Source organism: Paenibacillus sp. 1-8 (assembly GCF_056316205.1).
The window spans coordinates 3,611,471-3,629,224 of the sequence record NZ_CM149995.1; the positions used below are offsets into that span (position 1 = coordinate 3,611,471).

Consider the following 17,754-nt stretch of genomic DNA (forward strand, 5'->3'; position numbering starts at 1 on the left):
GCAGCAGAAAGCTCTAGAAACTTTCGGCCGTCGGGATACGACGTCGGTTCATATATTCTATTCTTTGCTTTTAAAAATGTGCCATCCTCATAGCAACTATTTTCCAAAAGTACGCGGAACGGTATACGTATATTTACTTGCTGTACCATCCTGCTCAGTCTCATACATGAAGGTTTGGCTGTCTTCGGACCAGCTTCCTTTGACCCAAGCACCCTTCAAGGTACGCACTTCCAGCGTTGTCCGGTCTACACCGTTGTCGGAAAGCTTATACACCTTCAGCTTTTTGCCCTCAATGACCACCGCATAGCTGCCATCAGGTGAATTAAGCTGATCTGTAGACGTCAACTGGGCGCTAAAGGTGGAGGCATTATTGCTGTCCGGAGAGATTATTGAATTAGATGTGAAACCTTCATTGCGTACCGGGTTTTGCGACACGGAGGGTTGCTGTTCATTAGAAGCTGTATTGCTGCTCATATCTCCCGTCGTAGTCCCCGAATCCTTGGTAACCCCTTTGGAGGCTGTGTCATTCGACGTTTCATTTGAAGCAATCCGATCCTGTATCTTCATATCCCGACTGACAGACGATGACGAATCATTAGTAGCCGTGCTGTTGTCATTACTGTCTTCAGTAGTGCCCGTACCCGCTATGGGTGCTTTTTCTACATTTGGTTCTCCTTGCTGTTCAGGGGCAATCGTTTGTTGCTCGGATTTTCCCTGCTTTAACTGTTTGTCATCGGACTTAGGAGCATCCGCAGCAGAATCTTGTCCGGCAGATTTTTCTTTTGTAATCTGACGATCCGCGCTTGGCTGTTCCTGCTGTAGATCCTGACGGGGAGGATGTCCCGCTGGCGCATGCTTCGTTGAATCTTTTTCATCAGCTCGCTGATCGTCACGTTGTGCAGCATCCTGTGTGGAAGGGTTCTTTTCATCATCCGCACTGTTCACATCCAGTTTGCTCGGATCAGATTGCTTCACTACAGGTGGCTGGGATGCGTCCGTTCCCTGACCCTGCTTTGACGACTGCTTGGTCGAATCCGTTCCAATAGCTGCATCACGGCCTCCGCTTCCATTCACCGTACCTGGAACTTCTGTCTGTGCCTGCTGACTCATCACTCCAGGCGACTGGGAATCAAGCGAGCCTTCCGCATCCTGCACCGTTTTCGGTTCAAAATTGAATACCACAATGCTCAGTACAACAGCAGCGGCAGCCACGCCCATCGCAGCTCGCCCGCTCATCCGATTCCACCAAGGTATAGGCTGAGTACGCTGTCTCGGTCCTGGTCCAGAATCAGCAGCTACAGGCTGCATCTCCTGAAGCGCGCTTCCCTGCTCCTCACGTGCGCGGTCAATGGCATCAAGCTGAGGCATGATGGAATCCACCAGGCTGAACGACGGGGAAACCGCAGGCAATTCCTCCAGCTCGCGTGAGAGCGTCTGAAGAATGTGAAATTTTTCCGCACAGTCCGGGCAAGTCGCAATATGGTTCATTAATTGGGACGTCTCTTCTTCGCCCAGCTCATGATCCACATAACGCTGCATCCAATCCATCACCTCTTCCCCACACTTCATCCTGATACACCACCTTTCTGATATTCCTGAAGTATCCCTTGCAATTGCTGTCTTGCTCGATACAAGTATGACTTGACCGTATTTAGCGGCAGATCCAGAGAGTCGGCAATCTCGTTATAAGAGAAATCCTGCAAATATCTCAATACGATCACCGTCCGGTGGTGCTCTGGAAGCTGCTGTATAGCCTCACGAACATCCTGTGCTAGGTAAGAGGTCAACACCTCGGCCTCCACATTTTGGGGATCGTTGAATATCATGTCATGCTCGTCAATGGATACCGAGGGCTTCGTCCTTCTGAATTTGTCGATACATATGTTCGATACAATGCGTTGAACCCAGGTTTTGAACTGCGCCTTTTCCTCATAAGAGTTAATTTTGGAATAAATCCGTATGAGGGCTTCTTGTGAAGCGTCCATGGCGTCCTGTTCATTGTTTAAAATGTAATATGCCGTACGGTACACATGCTGTTCTATCTCTCTTAATAGGGTAATGAGAGCGTCGCGATCGCCCGATTGAGCGGCTCGAATGAGTCCCTGCTCTACCACAAAGGATCCCCCTCTCCCTGCAATATTACAGACGTATCCCTTTTGCAAATTGTTGCAGGATAGACGTCTGACACTAATTTTATTTTTTTAGTGAAAAAAATGTTACCAAAAAGCCCAGATTCCCCAGCGTATCCTCCCTTAGAATAACAGAAAAAGGGAAGGTAGTCACCTTCCCTTAGCCCTTACTCACATAAATCTGCTGGAATCTGTCGAATTGAACTTACATATTGTTACTTCTTGGAAATCAGGAAATCCGATATGAGTTCTAGCTGGTAATTCAGGGCAATTGGGTCCTGAAAATAAAAATCGTCGATTGAGTATTGATATACTTTACCTGATTTAACGGCAGAAAGGTTCTTCCACACGCTTTTAGATTCAATATCTTTCCCCTGATTTACTCCATCTCCCCTAATCCCCAGCATCAGGTAATCGGCATCGCCTAGCATCTCCGGCAAAGCCTCTATTGAAATGCTGGCCCAGCCCTTCTCGAAGGCTGCATTTTCTACCTTTTATGGAAGAGTGAGCATATCTGTAGTATTTTTCCTGGATCGCTCTTGTTCGTTGCTACAGTTCAAGCGTGTCCATTGGGGCATCAGCATATCACGGCATTAACTGTACAATTCATCTTGTATCCGCATGTTCAAGGTTATGTTTGTACCGTACACTCAATTTGCCTTGATGCGCTCGGATTTGGACCTCTCCCATCGTATCTGTTCGATATATAGCAGAACCAACCGCTGATAGACGATCCAATACCGCTTCATTCGGGTGTCCATATGTATTGCTAGCTCCGACTGAAATGACGGATATCTTCGGTCGCCAGTAGGATAACCATTCTTCCGAGGTGGAGTGCTTGCTACCGTGATGTGCTATTTTCAAGACATCTACAGCTTGCCTTACAACCGCCGTCCTCCCCTCTGCTTCGGTATGGGATGGTGAATGAGCTAACTCGGAAAGCAACAGCGATTCTGCTGCATCATCCATATCTCCTGTGAACAAAAAGGAAGCCCCCTCCATCTCCAATATCATTGCAACGGAATAATGATTTTGGTCCTTCACAACGGGCAAACTTCCGGTTTCTTCCTCCTGCAGCGGAAGCGGATGAATAAAGCGGATTTTCGTATCCTGATCCGGTCTCCACTCCATACCATAATACGCACCGTACAGCTTAATCTGCTTGTTTACAGCCGTGTTCAACAGCTTGCGGAAAGGTGCCTTGTCTGTCAGGGTGCCGTTAAAAACCAAGGCCGATACTGGAATCTGGTCAAGCACAGCCTGCAATCCTCCAGCGTGGTCATGATCTCCATGCGTTAAAATGACAGCATCCAGCCGATGTATACCGCGCTGCTTCAACAAGGGTACAATCGTATCCTCACCTACCTCGTAGGGGTCTTTTCGCTTACGCCAAGCATTTTTTCCTGTCGTAAAATCCATCGTGCCCCCGCCATCCACCAAAATATGTTTACCGCCCGGCGTTGTAATTAAAATGCTGTCACCTTGGCCTACATCCAGGTATTGAACCGTTCCCGTATTCCCTCCACCTGGAGTTATGTAACCTATACACAGGATGCCAAGCCAGGCAATACCACTTAAAGCCAGCGCCAAATGACTATAACCATTCCACTGTCGACGTGCATATTTGCCTGCTCCTTCAGGCTCACGCTCCGTCTGCAATATAGCTGCCCACTCCGCAGATGCCGCTAATCCTGTATGTATGGGTGATGGCATAGGAACAGATGTGCTTTGTCCCACCGAATTGCGTCCGGCTGAAAGTCTCTCCTTTTCCCTCCCCAGTGCTGCCCCCAAGCTAGCAGTTTCATCTGTTCGCCTTCGAGATATCATCCATGATTTGAGCCAGTACAGAATACTGTACAAAGCAGCATAATACGCCATGACCCACAGAATGGAGGAAGACGGCCAAATACTCACATAAGTGTCATCCACGTTCATCCATCTCACAAGCCAAAAGGTCAGTTCGTTCAGCTGCTCTGCCGGCCATGCAAGGATACGAGCCCCGTCCTCCCATAGAAAGGCGATTCCCATCGCCACCGTACCCAGTGGAAGCACGATATACGTAATGAGTGGAACGAGTACAAAATTAGCCACAAACGATAGCAGCGAGAATTGATTAAAGTAGAAGACCGTCATCGGAAACGAAACAAGCTGCGCTGTGATCGTAATCGCAATTTCGCCGCCGATCAGAAGAGGCCATTTGGCGAAAAACGGCTTCATCAGCGGCATGTAAATGAGCAACCCGGCTGTTACCAGAAAAGAAAGCTGAAAACTGACACTAAGCAGGTAATACGGATTCCAAAGCAGCATCAATAACGCGGACACACTCAAAATGCTAAGTCCGTCCTTGAGCATTCCCCGTCTGGCTGCAAACAGGCCGATCATGGCCATAATTCCAGCCCTCACAACAGAGGGAGAAGCACCTGTCAGCAGTACATAAGCCGGAATAAGCACCATCACGACCGTAAGAGACGTCTCCCGACTCACTCGCAATAGCTTGAGTAAATACAGTAGCGTAGCTGCATATACCGCCACATGCATACCGGATATCGCTAAAATATGCGTTAATCCAAGCTGCGTAAATTCGTTATACGTTGCCGGGTCCAGCTCATCCGTAACTCCTAGTACCAGTCCTTTCATATATCCTGCGTGATAAAGAGAACCAAAAGCTAAGTCCATCCGTTGCCCCAATTGCTCCCTAAGCTGATCATTCCACCTGAACAAGGTGTAACGGTTCCACTGGGAAGCTTGCTGCTTCTGTACCGAAGCGGCTCCATTCCCTTTGAAAAGCAAGTGAATCTCCTGTGTATGCAGGTATTCATTGTAATCAAAGCCGCCAAAATTCCCCGCTGTTGCAGGAGCCTTTAAGCTGCCGTACAGTTGAATTGCATCTCCACGCTGCCATTCTGCCGCAGGTTGCTGTTCCTGTTTGGCAGCCAGCTTGATGTACACCATAACCTGTTCAGAAATAGCTTCGCTCTTTCCAACCCCGCCCTGAAAGGTGTCATTGGGCAGTAATTTAGAATCAGTACGGGTACTACTCGCAGATGTAGGCTTCTTATTCGGATTGGAATTGCCTCTCGTTTTGCTTATTGCAGTAATCCTCATCTCAAATTGTGCCCGATCACCGTCTACCTGTACCTCGGAAGCAATAAATCCGGATGCTTGAACAGGCTCGTCTTCCAGCTTGGAAGCCGATACATGAAGGGCCTCGGGAATATGGCTCACATTATGCGTATCATGCCAAGCCCAATGGAATCCACCTCCACTCAAGACAAGCCACAGCAATACCACATGCCGGACTGGAATTTTCATCAATAGAGCTACAAGAGGTAAAATCAGCGTGACACCCGCCCAGAGCAACAGCAGCATACGTCCGGAATACAAGCATGCTCCTGCACTTCCCGTAATCCAACATACCGTAAGGGTTAAGATAGGTCTGCTTAAAACCAGTTTGGCTTGAATATAACCACCTCCCGGTAGAAAAATAGGGTTCTGTGCTCAAACCGCAAAACAAAAAAGAACCCCTGACAAAATAGCATTTCGTCAGAGGTTCTTCCTCGTGTACTTTTTAATTTATCATGTCTTAATTCATAACATCCATCAGCGTTTCTTTCGGTGGATGATAGTTCTCCAGCATACGGAAGGCAATTCCTTTTTGCTCCATCATGGCACGAACCTTGTCGGCATCCTTTGGGTAAGGACGGTGGTATACAATCTCCACAATACCGCTGTTCGCCAGCATGTTGGCACACGTCCAGCACGGCTGGTCGGTCACATATACCGAGGAGCCTTCACGATCAATCCGGTCTGTGAACAGTAGCAAGTTCTGCTCCGCATGAATCGTGCGGATGCAGCGCTGCTTTTTAACCATTTCCTCCAGCCCCTCGCGATGCACGACCTCGTATTCCTCCGAAATCATACAACCTGCCTCAGAGCAATCAGGTACCCCGGATGGTGCACCATTATAGGCTGTACCCAAAAGCTTTTTGCCTTGTACAAGTACGGCTCCAACATGACGCCGCGAGCAGCGCGAACGGGTAGATACCATATAAGCGATATCCATAAAATAGGTGTCCCAGTCCTTGCGTACATCTGCACTCATATCCATCTCTCCTGTAAACACAAGTTACAACGTAAATATATCCGCTAAAGCCATCCTGATAGCCTGCACATCGTCTACTTATGTAATTATAAGCTGACGTAAGGCTTCATTTTCGCCAACATTTTAGCGCCGATTCCCTTTACATGATCCAAATCATTCACACGCTTGAACGGCCCGTGCTGATTACGATAGTTCAGAATCGCTTCGGCCTTTTTAGCTCCAACCCCCGGCAGTTCCATTAACTCGGCAGCAGTCGCCGTGTTGATGTTCACCTTTTTTTCACCGGAAGCGGATGAAGCAACGGGATCGCTCACTGCATTCGTCCTGTTCGTCGTGGTATTCGAGTTGTCAACGCCAGTAGCGGAAGTAACGAAATCAGAATCCGTCGCCTCAGACTGCTTTACAGTACTGGAGCTTTCGTTCCCGTCGACCGATGCACTAGCAGAACCCTGTACAGCACCACGCTTCACATTGCCAGCTCCTTCGCCATCCGAACTGCGTTCAGCTTTGCCTAAGGCTTCCGTTACAACACGCTTTCCTTGAGTCTGGCCGCTATTGCTCTGCGACTCATTTTGATCCGGCTCTACTACTAAAGCCTGCTCTACCTTACGATTAAGCAACTGCCACTCTTCTTCCGGCTCCGGACGCTGCCCACCAGCAAACAGAATAAGCCCACTGCCGATTAGGGAAAGCACTATTGCCGTTCCAGTCCATACGCGGTTCATTTCCATTTCGTCCCCTTCTACACATAGATTTAGGGAAAGTGAGCCACTCAATACAGCGTCACACTCGAACAGAGCAAGCCTGTCCTATCCCGTTAACCGGAGGATGTAAACAACCTCCATGCGGTTCGCTGTGAGCCATTTTCCAAAGAGAGGTGCGTCCTTGGGCACGATCTAATATGCTAAGACATAAAATTCGTCATGTCGGCCAAGACCGGGTGCATACACTAAGAAGAATGACAGCGTCTTTACCGCAAAGTATGAAAGGAGGACGTTGAACGATGAAAGTTGGATTTATCGGGACTGGCAGCATGGGAAGTCTGCTGATTGAATCTTTTATTCATTCCAACGCACTTAAGCCACAGCAAATATCAGCAAGCAATCGAACGTATTCCAAGGTAGCCGAGCTGGCCCGTCGTTATCCAGGATTACATGCTGCCCAAAGCAACCGTGAGACGGCAGCGGATAGCGATATCCTGTTTATCTGCGTGAAGCCGCTGGAATCAAAAGCCGTAACGGATGAAATACGCAACGTCATTACAGGAGAGCAAATCGTCGTTTCTATTACAAGTCCGGTACAGATCCGCATCTTGGAGCATTCACTGAAAGCCAAAGTGTCCAAAATTATTCCCAGCATTACCCACCAGGTAGGCAGCGGAGCCTCACTATGCATCCATGGCAGCCGGATTACAGAGGAGGATCGCTCCCTTCTGGAAGAGCTTATGTCCCACATTAGCAGGCCGATTCGGGTTAAAGAAACCCATACGCGTATTACGTCGGATTTTTCCAGCTGCGGCCCTGCTTTCCTGGCCTTTTTTATGGACCAGTGGATTCATGCTGCGGTTCAGGCTACGGGTATAGACCGTACGGAGCTATGCGCCCTGGCCGGTGAAATGATTATCGGCACAGGAAAGCTACTAACGGAGGGCGGAATGACACCAGCCGAGTTGCAGGCGAGGGTAGCAGTTCCCGGAGGTATCACCGCTGAAGCCCTCGCACTGCTGGACATCAGCCTGCATAGCGTCTTCCCCGAGCTGATACGGGCCACACACAACAAGTATGAGGAGGACATGCAAAAGATAGACGCCTCCTTCGGCTTAAAGCAGATTAACCCGCAACAATATTGACCAGTTTGCCTGGAACAGCAATCACCTTGCGGACCGTTTTACCAGCCAGCGCCTGCTGAACGTTGTCCAGCGACAGCGCGAATGCCTCCATCGCTTTGGCGTCAAGGTCTTTGGCAATCGTCGCACGCTGCACGATTTTACCGTTCACCTGCACCACAATTTCCACTTCAGCATCCACCGTCCATGCTTCATCATAAGCAGGCCAAGCCGCGTAGGTAATGCTTTCGCTGTGTCCCAGCAACTGCCACAGTTCCTCAGTCAGATGCGGTGCAAGCGGCGACAGCATTTGCACGAAGTTTTCCATTGCTGCACGCGGCAGACGGTCTGCTTTGTATGCATCATTGGTAAAAATCATCAGTTGGCTGATCGCCGTATTGAAACGCAGCGCGTCCAGATCCTCGGTTACTTTTTTCAGCGTTTTATGCCAAGTCCGATTGAACTCATCACTGCCGCCTTCATTTGTAATTTTATCGTTCAGGCTGCCATCCTCGGAAACGAACAGGCGCCATACGCGGGACAGAAAACGATGCGCTCCCTCAACCCCGTTTTCGCTCCATGGCTTGGTCGCTTCCAGCGGCCCCATAAACATCTCATAAATGCGCAGCGTATCGGCGCCAAACGTATTCACAATATCGTCAGGGTTGATGACATTACCGCGTGATTTACTCATTTTTTCATTATTGTTGCCCAGAATCATACCCTGATTGACCAGCTTGTAGAAAGGCTCTTTCGTTTCTACAACGCCGATATCATACAGCACCTTGTGCCAGAAACGGGCATACAGCAAGTGAAGAACCGCATGTTCCGCACCGCCGATGTACAGATCCACAGGCAGCCATTCGCGCTGCTTCTCCTTGGATACAGGCTCTTTATCATTGTGCGGATCAATATAGCGCAGGTAATACCAGCAGCTTCCTGCCCATTGCGGCATGGTGTTCGTCTCACGGCGTGCTTTCAAGCCGGTCTCGGGATCAATAGTTTCTACCCAGTCCGTCGCATTCGCCAAAGGAGACTCTCCTGTGCCTGAAGGCTTGATGTTATCCATTTCCGGCAGCACGAGCGGCAGTTGATCCTCAGGAACTGTTTTGATCGTTCCATCTTCCAGATGAATCACCGGAATCGGCTCGCCCCAATAGCGTTGACGGCTGAACAGCCAGTCGCGCAAGCGGTACGTTACTTTGCCTTGCCCTTTACCCTCGGCTTCCAGCCATTCAATCATCTTCGGAATTGCTTCCTCATTCGTAAGTCCATTCAGCGGACCTGAATTGACGTGCGGACCATCCTCGGTGTATGGCTCTTTAGCCACGTCCCCACCTTGGACAACCTCAATGATATTCAGCCCGAATTGCTTCGCAAATTCCCAGTCACGTGTATCGTGACCAGGCACAGCCATAATCGCGCCTGTTCCGTAGCCAGCCAGCACATAGTCGGCGATCCAGATCGGCAGCTTTTCACCGTTCACCGGATTCACCGCGTAAGCGCCTGTGAAGACACCCGTTTTATCCTTCGCCAAATCCGTGCGCTCCAGATCGCTTTTACGGGCAGCTTGTTCACGGTATTGATTGACGGCATCCTTTTGCTCAGGTGTAGTGATAACATCCACCAATTCCTGCTCAGGAGCCAGCACACAGTAGCTTGCGCCGAACAGCGTATCCGGGCGGGTTGTAAATACCGTCAGTTGCTTGTCATGGCCTTCAATTGGAAAATGAACCTCTGCCCCGGTAGACTTGCCGATCCAGTTCCGCTGCATATCCTTAATGCTTTCGGACCAATCCAGCTCCTCCAAATCGTCCAGCAGACGATCCGCATATTCCGTTATTTTCAGCATCCATTGACGCATGGGTTTGCGGATAACCGGATGACCGCCACGCTCACTCTTGCCGTCAATTACTTCTTCATTCGCCAACACCGTTCCCAATGCAGGACACCAGTTCACAGGCACTTCAGCTACATAAGCAAGACCGCGCTTGTACAGCTGGATGAAAATCCACTGTGTCCATTTGTAATAATCGGGGTCTGTTGTGCTGATTTCACGATCCCAGTCGTATGAAAAGCCAAGCGATTTGATTTGACGGCGGAAGTTATTAACATTTTTCACCGTAATTTCACGTGGATGCTCTCCCGTATCCAGCGCATGCTGCTCGGCAGGCAGACCGAAGGCGTCCCAACCCATCGGATGCAGTACGTTGTAGCCGCGCATTCTTTTATACCGTGAGACAATATCCGTTGCCGTATATCCTTCCGGGTGGCCTACATGCAGACCAGCTCCAGACGGGTACGGGAACATATCCAAAGCATAAAACTTCGGTTTGCCCGGCTCTTCCCCGGTACGGAACGTTTTGTTCTCATCCCAATATTTCTGCCATTTTGGTTCAATACTTTGCGGTTGATAGCCGTGCTTCGGCTGTGTGTCTGTCATTGTCATTTCCTCCTCAAACGGTATGCAACAAAAAAACCTCTGCATCCCGTAGCGTGTCAGCGCTAGGGACGAGAGGTTATATTCCCGTGGTACCACCCTAGTTAGCAGAAAGCGTTCTTCGCCTTCTACTCCCTTTGCACCTGATAACGGAGGTGATCCGATGCGGGTTAATAACAGGGTACAAGCACCTGTATAGGGCATTCCTGCGTTGGGCGCATATCTCCGAGGCGAGTTCACTTTGCACTGTCAACCGGCTTGCACCATCCGCCGGCTCTCTACATGTCCAGACAAAACTACTATTCCTCATCAGCGATTGTTTAACCGTTAATAATGGCACTATTATATTGAAAACCGCGAAAAAAGTCAAATAAGGACTACATTTGGTGCTAAACACCAGCTTCATTCGTTTGCTACATGACACACGAAGGCAAATGTTTTATAATTAGCTCCGAGCCAGATTGAGATGAGTTGAGATGAGAAAGGTGAGCTGAGACATGGCACAAATTAAAATTTACGGAATAAAAGAAGCCCTGAATCCGATCAAGGAGCAACTTTCAGATGTGATCCACTCCGCCGTGGTGGATGCGTTCCAATATCCCCCCGACAAAAGGTTTCATCGTTTTTTTCCTATGAATCAGGAAGACTTCATATTTGCCCACGATCGCTCGGAGGCATACACCATTATTGAAATTAGTGTGTTTGAAGGCAGAACAACAGAGGCTAAAAAGCACCTTATCCAGCTGCTATTCCAAAGAATTAACGATTTAGGCATTGCCCCGCAGGATCTTGAAATTACTATATTCGAGACACCGAAACAGAATTGGGGCATTCGCGGTGTACCGGGTGATGAACTTCAACTGAACTATAAAGTAAACATATAATTTCAAAGCTCTTATGCAAAAAGACGCCCTTCATGTCATCATGAAAAGCGTCTTTCTTTTTCCCATATTCGCTTGATGAAGCTTCGCTATTTTACAGCAACATAAAATAATCTGGCCGCGTCATCTACTGCTTCTACCCAGTCAAAGTCCGCATATACTTTCACATCGCGAAAACCGGCTTTGGACAATTCCGTTTTCATCCAGTCCGGGTCATAGGCACGTTGCACATGAATTTCCTCGAACCGCTGGTATACATCGCGCCCTTCATTTTCTGCTCTCGCAAAAATGCTGAGATGATGCTCAATTTCACAGCGTGGAGCATCCAACGCACAAGTCCAAATATATGAAATGGAGCGCTCATCCAGTACAAAGGGCTGCTCTTCATCATAACGCACAAACGTCTGGGGATGGTGTACATCGAACAGAAAGGTTCCGCCAGGCTTAAGACCGGCATACGTTCTGCGAAAAGTAGCAGCAATGTCCTCTTCCTCCAGCAAATAATTCAGACAATCGCAAAAAGAAATGACAGAATCCACAGGCTCCGGTAAATTCCATTCCCGCATATCCTGCTCTACCCAGCGGATACTACCCTCACGGAACAAACGCTGTCCTTGCGTAGTCGTTTCCATTTTGCGACGGGCTACTGCCAGCATATCTGAAGACAAGTCGATGCCAGCCACCTCGAAGCCCGAGTTGACCAGTGGAATCGTAATGGAGCCCGTCCCACAGCCCAGCTCTGCCACCGTATGCGGCATACCATGCTGATCCCAGGCCTGCCGAGCGAAACGCAGCCAGTCCGGGTACGGCATGTCCTGCATCAGCTCATCATACACATAGGCAAACTTCCGGTAAGAAGCCATCTTTATTCCCCATTCCCGTCCTTCGGTTCAGGCATTTTCTCCACCAGGTAGGTCCAGTTTTCCTTTTGTGTAACCAGCCCTTCCTTCATCAGCTTGCCCATCGCACGCTTGAAGGCGGATTTACTGATACCGAACCGTTGCTTAATAATATCCGGCGGCGTTGCGTCGGAATAAGGCATACCGCCACCCGGGCGCTCTTTCAGAAAGGCAATTAGCCGATCTGCATCCTCATCACGGCCCACTTCCTTGCGCGGTGACATTGCCAGATTCACCCGACCGTCTTCACGAACCAGTGTGACCCGTACCTTCACCTCTTCACCCAAACGAAGCATCCGGTTGCGTTCCGAGGAGTGGATCATGCCAATCGCGCCAAAACCAAGCACGCCTCCGTCTACCAGGACGAACGTACCCATCTGAAGCGGCTTATACACTGTCGCCTGTACCCATGTATTTAGCCATGAATCAGGTGCATGGAAGGACAACGGAGCCAGCTCCTGCTCACCCGCCAGCTTCGCCCGCAGTCTGCCCTGCTTATCATGCTCCATGATAGCATACACATAGTCGCCCACCTGAGGATGCAAATCCCGGTTCTCAGGCAACTCACGAATCGGCAGCAGCAATTGACGACCCAATCCCATTTCCAGAAAACAACCCAGACGCGGATGCACATCCGCCACCTGTAGCTTTGCCAGTTCGCTCAGTGACAGGAACGGTTTTTTCATAGTAGCGGCCAAACGGTCCTCTGTATCGTGAAAAATAAATACTTCCAGCCGTTCTCCAACTTCGATCTCACGTGTCAATTCTGTATAATGGAGCAGTACATCCTGATCGCCGACTGTGAGAAAGTAGCCGAAGGGGGATACCTCACGATCTACCATAATCGTGACATAAGTACCAGCAATCAGATTCATACCTTCTCCACGACCTTAGCATCCGACCAAAGTCTTTCAATGTTATAATATTCGCGCTCGTCACGATGGAAGACATGCACTACGACATCACCCAAGTCCATCAGAACCCAGCGACCGGAATCCATTCCTTCGATCCCTTTGATTGTCGTACCTTCATCATGAGCACGTTTGCGAATTTCCGTCACAATCGCCTGTACCTGGGTATCCGAATTACCGTGACAGATTACAAAATAATCCGCGACAAGAGATACGCCCCGCAAGTCAAGGGCTACAATATTCATGGCCTTCTTATCTTCAGCGGCCTCAACCGTAATTTGCATTAATTTCTCATTAGTTATGGTCATTCATGAACCTCCGATTTTCTCTGTTTAAGTTGTTGAATCAGATCATTTCGCGACAGTACCGTCAGCGGAAAAATAACCTTTTTCTTCTCCAGCAGCAGTGAAATCGTGGAATCAAATCCAGCGACAAGACCCTGCTCCAAACTTTTTTTCGCCTGCTTGCGGATATGCTCGACCCCGGGGAAATCCCGTCCCGGCTCGATGTAATCAGCTAGACACACGACTTTGTCCAGCAAACTCATACCCACACGCCCTGAGGTGTGCCAGCGAATGGCATTCCGTATTTCAAGGTCTTCCACCCCGTAGTCTCTAGAGGCAACGCAATATCCTACCTCAGAATGCCACAGTTGCTTGTCATGCTGTAAAAGCTCCTGGTCACATTCAGGATGATTGCGAATTATTTCCTCCATCTGCTGAACGGGCCAATATTTCGCTACATCATGCAAAATAGCCGCCAATTCGGCCTTATCCGGGTCCGCGCCATACCGCTTGGCAAGCTCCACCGAGGTATGCATGACCCCCAGGGTGTGCTTCCAGCGTTTTTCAGGCATTTGACCGGATATAGCCTCCATCAATTGCTCACGGCTGTACTTCATACAAACCGCCCCTTGTAATGTAGTCATGCACACGATCAGGCACAAGATAGCGAATGGTGCGCCCTTCCGCAACACGTTCCCGAATATCCGTCGAAGAAATATCCACCACTGGCATATCCGCCAGCAGCACCTTGTTCTGCAAATAATGCGGCAGTTCATTCAGCGCAAGCTGGAAACCGGGACGCCGGACACCGATAAAACAAATTCGCTGTGCCAGCTCCTCAATCCCCTGCCAATGAGGTAAGTAATTCACCATATCCGCGCCGATGATAAAATAAAAATCCACAGCAGGATGCAGCTCCTGAAGCTCTTTGATCGTGTCAATAGTATAAGATACCCCACCGCGAAGCACTTCAATATCCAATACTTCAAAAGCAGAATGGCCCGCCACCGCTTCACTCGTCATCTCCAGCCGCTCCGTGCCGCTCGCCCCCGCCTGATGCTTGTGCGGAGGGATATGGGAAGGCATGAACCATACATGGTCCAGCGCATAGGCATCCCTTGCCGCTTCTCCAGCCAGCAGATGTCCAATATGAATCGGGTCAAATGTACCGCCCATAATACCGATTTTCATAGTCTTCTCCCCGCGTGCTTATCCTCTAGGCAACTCGATTTGCTTGTTATCACGGGATTCCTTGTACAAAATAATCGTGCTCCCAATGAGCTGTACAAGCTCGGAACCTGTTTCCGTAGCCAGCTCTTCCGCAATTTCATGCTTGTCATCCAGACAGTTGTTCAAAATCTGCACCTTCATCAGCTCGCGCTTTTCAATCGCATCGTTAATGTGACGCATAAGATGCTCGTTCGTACCGTTTTTCCCTACTTGAAAAACCGGGTCCAGATGATGCGCCATTGAGCGCAAATACCTTTTTTGTTTACCTGTTAACATGTATACTTAACTCCTTCATAACCACATATGCCATGTGGCAATTCCATAATTTTAGTGTAAAATCCGACTTACGACAGGCTTCTCAGCACAGCCGCTCTCATTTCGTCTACAGCAGGGGCTACGCCCATAAAATACTCAAAAGCCACCGCTCCCTGATACACGAACATGCCCAAGCCTCCATGCACGGTGCAGCCGCGCTGTTCACGGCTTTCGCACAAAAATCTCGTTTCCAGCGGGTTGTAGATCAAATCACTCACAATGATTCCTTCTGGAATCAGACTCGTTTTTAGCGGAAGCTCGTCGGACAGAGGAGACATTCCTACCGAGGTCGTATTGATCAGCACATCCACCGATGCAAGCACGCTCTCCGCTTCATCGTTAGAATAGCCCGTCACAGGGATCGCTTCCGTCGTCCACTCCAGTGCCAGCTGCTCGGCCTTATCGCGTGTCCGATTCAGAATAATGACCGATTCCGGCTGTTCCTTCAGTAACGCATGAATCACACCTCTGGCAGCACCTCCGGCTCCGATCACCGCGATTCTTGTACCTTTCAGCTTGACCGAAGTCTCTTCTTTGAGGGAACGCACGTAGCCGATCCCGTCCGTATTGTAACCCTTAAGACGTCCATTGTCGTTCACAATCGTGTTAACAGCGCCGATGAGTCTGGCTCCTTCATCAATCTCATCCAAATATTTCATAACTTCAACTTTATGAGGAATCGTCACATTGACTCCGCGGAAATGCAGAGCACGAATCCCCTTCATGGCGTCCTCCAGTTGATCGGGCTTGACGTGAAGAGGAACAAAATCTCCCTCTATCCCCGCTGCCTTTAAAGCTACTTTATGCATGAGAGGCGATTTGGAGTGCTTGATCGGATCACCCAATACGCCCAATAATACAAGACCTTGTTCGGTCACTCCAGACTCCCCGCTGCTCATCGTCGTTCTCCCCCATATTGCAAAATATTAGGCCGCACAAATACATGAACGGCGGCAGGAACCTGAATCTGTTCCTTGCCGCCCTATCACATGGTTCAACATCCGTTAAATCAACGAAGGCCGTAAAAGGACACGGATTCCCCGAGGAGCATGAACCGCTACCAAAGCCCCGTTCTCACTATTGACCCTGATCCATCCCAGACCGGAGATATAAATATCCGATTGAGATTTACGGGGAACGCGGAACTCATGTCTTGTCCATTCCGGCATATCTGCCAACTGATCACGTGTCGGCGGTGACAACAGTTCTCCGGCATGATCTTTGAACAGTTGATCCGCCCGCTCCAGCTTGGTACGATGAATTTTAAGGCCACCATTGATGTAGCAGGTGAACGATTGGTGTTGCCCCTCTACAAAATCAAACCGTGCCATCCCACCGAAAAACAGCGTTTGTCCAGGGTCTAACTGATAAGCAGCTGGTTTCAGCGGCTTGTCCGGCATAATAGCGCCCAAATCCTGCCGGGACACGATTTCACTGAAACGCCAAGGATACACAATCCCCGGTGTATCAATAATATGCTTGCCGTCGTCAAGCGGAATATTCACCATATCCAGCGTCGTTCCCGGGTAGCGGGATGTTGTTAACTCCTGCTCCATATCGCTATGATCACGGATCAAACGGTTAATGAGCGTGGATTTACCAACATTTGTTGCACCGACCACATACACATCCCGATTGCCGCGCAGTTCGGATACTACATCCAGCAGACGATCAAAGCCCTGATTTTTTTTTGCCGAGCACAGAACGATATCCGCCGTACGAAGTCCTTGCTCCTTAGCCTGTTTTTGTACCCAGTTCAGGACCTTGTTCCAGTTCGTTACCTTAGGCAACAAATCCGTCTTGTTCACAGCCAGTACAACCGGATTAGAGCCTACAAAACGTTGCAAGCCGGAAATCAGACTACCTTCAAAGTCAAAAATATCCACAATGTGGATGACGAGCGCGTCCTTGTCCCCAATCTGGCTAAGCAGTTTCAGGAACTCATCCTGATCCACGGCTACCGAAGACGTTTCATTATAGTTTTTAATCCGGAAACAGCGCTGACAAATGACAGGCTCTCGTGTAAGCAGTTTTTCCAGAATATATCCCGGAAGCTCCGGGCTGGTGGTCTGCATCGTGATACCGCAGCCACTACATTTGACAGCAGTTCCGCCGTCAGGTCTTTCAGTCATTCTTCTTTTCCTCCTCAAGCCATAAGCCTTTCTTACGTAACCTTGTGAGCGCGATTCGCTCCAACCGCCGATTAAAGCGGGTCATGACTCCTTCATCATGAATGGATATCGGTAGCACCAACACCGTATACAATCCCAGTCGGTTACCGCCCAATACGTCCGTCAACATTTGGTCTCCGACCATAATAGTCTCTTCCGAAGTAAGCCCCATCATACGAATGGCTCTACGAAAAGACGAGTTGGAGGGCTTCCGTGCGGCATGTATAAATTCAATGTCCAAAGGCGTAGCAAACACGGATACACGGTCCATATTGTTATTAGACACGATGACAAGCTTAAAACCCGCCTGTTTGACCTTCTCAAACCAGGCCACCAGCTCGGGAGTCGCATTCGGCGCTTTTGCACCAACCAGCGTATTATCCAAATCCGTAATAATGCCGCGATATCCTTGAGCATACAAGCCTTCAAGATCAATATCAAAGACGGTATTCACCCGTAATTTGGGCATCAGCATTTCAAACAACGTCGGTCACCTCAGTTTCATACGACAAACTATACCATATTAATATGGGTTAGTAAAAAGCTATCCGCAACAAACGGACAGCT

Annotated in this window: 18 protein-coding genes and 1 other annotated feature; of the genes, 2 read left to right on the forward strand and 16 right to left on the reverse strand. The window is 49.2% G+C overall.

The window, feature by feature from the left end:
* Positions 1-96: 96 nt before the first annotated feature.
* The 6 genes from AC0WRU_RS16535 to AC0WRU_RS16560 all read right to left on the reverse strand — a co-directional run bounded on the left by AC0WRU_RS16535 (position 97) and on the right by AC0WRU_RS16560 (position 6,956).
* Complete coding sequence (locus tag AC0WRU_RS16535; RefSeq protein WP_476125587.1) at positions 97-1,569, reverse strand: anti-sigma factor family protein; 1,473 nt, start codon at positions 1,567-1,569, stop codon at positions 97-99.
* A complete protein-coding gene (locus tag AC0WRU_RS16540) occupies positions 1,566-2,114 on the reverse strand; it encodes an RNA polymerase sigma factor (protein WP_025682007.1) in 549 nt (182 codons plus the stop codon). The genes AC0WRU_RS16535 and AC0WRU_RS16540 overlap by 4 nt, the downstream gene beginning before the upstream one ends.
* A 230-nt stretch (positions 2,115-2,344) precedes the next feature.
* Complete coding sequence (locus AC0WRU_RS16545; protein WP_476125588.1) at positions 2,345-2,560, reverse strand: hypothetical protein; 216 nt, start codon at positions 2,558-2,560, stop codon at positions 2,345-2,347.
* A 175-nt stretch (positions 2,561-2,735) separates the two neighbouring features.
* Positions 2,736-5,492 (reverse strand): ComEC/Rec2 family competence protein, encoded by a 2,757-nt coding sequence (locus tag AC0WRU_RS16550; protein WP_476128660.1) that lies wholly within the window; start codon positions 5,490-5,492, stop codon positions 2,736-2,738.
* A 220-nt stretch (positions 5,493-5,712) separates the two neighbouring features.
* Positions 5,713-6,231, reverse strand: coding sequence for a deoxycytidylate deaminase (locus AC0WRU_RS16555; protein ID WP_134913413.1), 519 nt, complete (start codon positions 6,229-6,231; stop codon positions 5,713-5,715).
* Positions 6,232-6,317: 86 nt separating this feature from the next.
* Entirely contained in the window at positions 6,318-6,956 is a 639-nt protein-coding gene (locus tag AC0WRU_RS16560; protein ID WP_476128661.1) for a ComEA family DNA-binding protein, read from the reverse strand.
* A gap of 278 nt (positions 6,957-7,234) precedes the next feature.
* Between AC0WRU_RS16560 and comER the strand changes: the two genes are divergently transcribed.
* Positions 7,235-8,080 (forward strand): late competence protein ComER, encoded by an 846-nt coding sequence (gene comER / locus AC0WRU_RS16565; RefSeq protein WP_476125589.1) that lies wholly within the window; start codon positions 7,235-7,237, stop codon positions 8,078-8,080.
* Here comER and leuS read toward each other — a convergent pair.
* The gene (gene leuS / locus AC0WRU_RS16570) at positions 8,061-10,499 is read right to left on the reverse strand and encodes a leucine--tRNA ligase (protein WP_134913410.1); all 2,439 of its coding nucleotides are present in this window, start codon (positions 10,497-10,499) and stop codon (positions 8,061-8,063) included. The genes comER and leuS overlap by 20 nt on opposite strands.
* A 61-nt stretch (positions 10,500-10,560) precedes the next feature.
* Positions 10,561-10,818, reverse strand: a binding site (T-box leader).
* 175 nt (positions 10,819-10,993) lie between these two features.
* On the opposite strand from leuS, the gene AC0WRU_RS16575 reads away from it, so the two are divergent.
* Positions 10,994-11,380 (forward strand): tautomerase family protein, encoded by a 387-nt coding sequence (locus AC0WRU_RS16575; RefSeq protein WP_025682014.1) that lies wholly within the window; start codon positions 10,994-10,996, stop codon positions 11,378-11,380.
* A gap of 86 nt (positions 11,381-11,466) precedes the next feature.
* Here the strand turns inward: AC0WRU_RS16575 and AC0WRU_RS16580 are convergent, their stop codons facing one another.
* From AC0WRU_RS16580 to AC0WRU_RS16620, 9 genes are all read right to left on the reverse strand, one after another.
* Complete coding sequence (locus AC0WRU_RS16580; RefSeq protein WP_476125590.1) at positions 11,467-12,240, reverse strand: class I SAM-dependent DNA methyltransferase; 774 nt, start codon at positions 12,238-12,240, stop codon at positions 11,467-11,469.
* A gap of 2 nt (positions 12,241-12,242) precedes the next feature.
* Positions 12,243-13,151: a CvfB family protein gene (locus AC0WRU_RS16585; RefSeq protein WP_476125591.1), complete on the reverse strand. Its 909-nt coding sequence runs from the start codon at positions 13,149-13,151 to the stop codon at positions 12,243-12,245.
* Positions 13,148-13,495 carry a ribosome silencing factor gene (gene rsfS / locus AC0WRU_RS16590; protein WP_025682016.1) on the reverse strand — a complete coding sequence of 116 codons (348 nt, stop codon included), beginning with the start codon at positions 13,493-13,495 and terminating at the stop codon, positions 13,148-13,150. The genes AC0WRU_RS16585 and rsfS overlap by 4 nt, the downstream gene beginning before the upstream one ends.
* Positions 13,492-14,088: a bis(5'-nucleosyl)-tetraphosphatase (symmetrical) YqeK gene (gene yqeK, locus AC0WRU_RS16595; RefSeq protein ID WP_476125592.1), complete on the reverse strand. Its 597-nt coding sequence runs from the start codon at positions 14,086-14,088 to the stop codon at positions 13,492-13,494. The genes rsfS and yqeK overlap by 4 nt, the downstream gene beginning before the upstream one ends.
* A complete protein-coding gene (gene nadD / locus AC0WRU_RS16600) occupies positions 14,072-14,662 on the reverse strand; it encodes a nicotinate-nucleotide adenylyltransferase (RefSeq protein ID WP_476125593.1) in 591 nt (196 codons plus the stop codon). The genes yqeK and nadD overlap by 17 nt, the downstream gene beginning before the upstream one ends.
* Positions 14,663-14,680: 18 nt before the next feature.
* A complete protein-coding gene (gene yhbY / locus AC0WRU_RS16605; protein WP_014282548.1) occupies positions 14,681-14,977 on the reverse strand; it encodes a ribosome assembly RNA-binding protein YhbY in 297 nt (98 codons plus the stop codon).
* Positions 14,978-15,045: 68 nt separating this feature from the next.
* Entirely contained in the window at positions 15,046-15,915 is an 870-nt protein-coding gene (gene aroE / locus AC0WRU_RS16610) for a shikimate dehydrogenase (RefSeq protein WP_476125594.1), read from the reverse strand.
* Positions 15,916-16,020: 105 nt separating this feature from the next.
* Positions 16,021-17,148 (reverse strand): ribosome biogenesis GTPase YqeH, encoded by a 1,128-nt coding sequence (yqeH, locus tag AC0WRU_RS16615; protein ID WP_476125595.1) that lies wholly within the window; start codon positions 17,146-17,148, stop codon positions 16,021-16,023.
* Complete coding sequence (locus tag AC0WRU_RS16620) at positions 17,141-17,671, reverse strand: YqeG family HAD IIIA-type phosphatase (RefSeq protein WP_444955219.1); 531 nt, start codon at positions 17,669-17,671, stop codon at positions 17,141-17,143. The genes yqeH and AC0WRU_RS16620 overlap by 8 nt, the downstream gene beginning before the upstream one ends.
* Between the last annotated feature and the right edge of the window lie 83 nt (positions 17,672-17,754).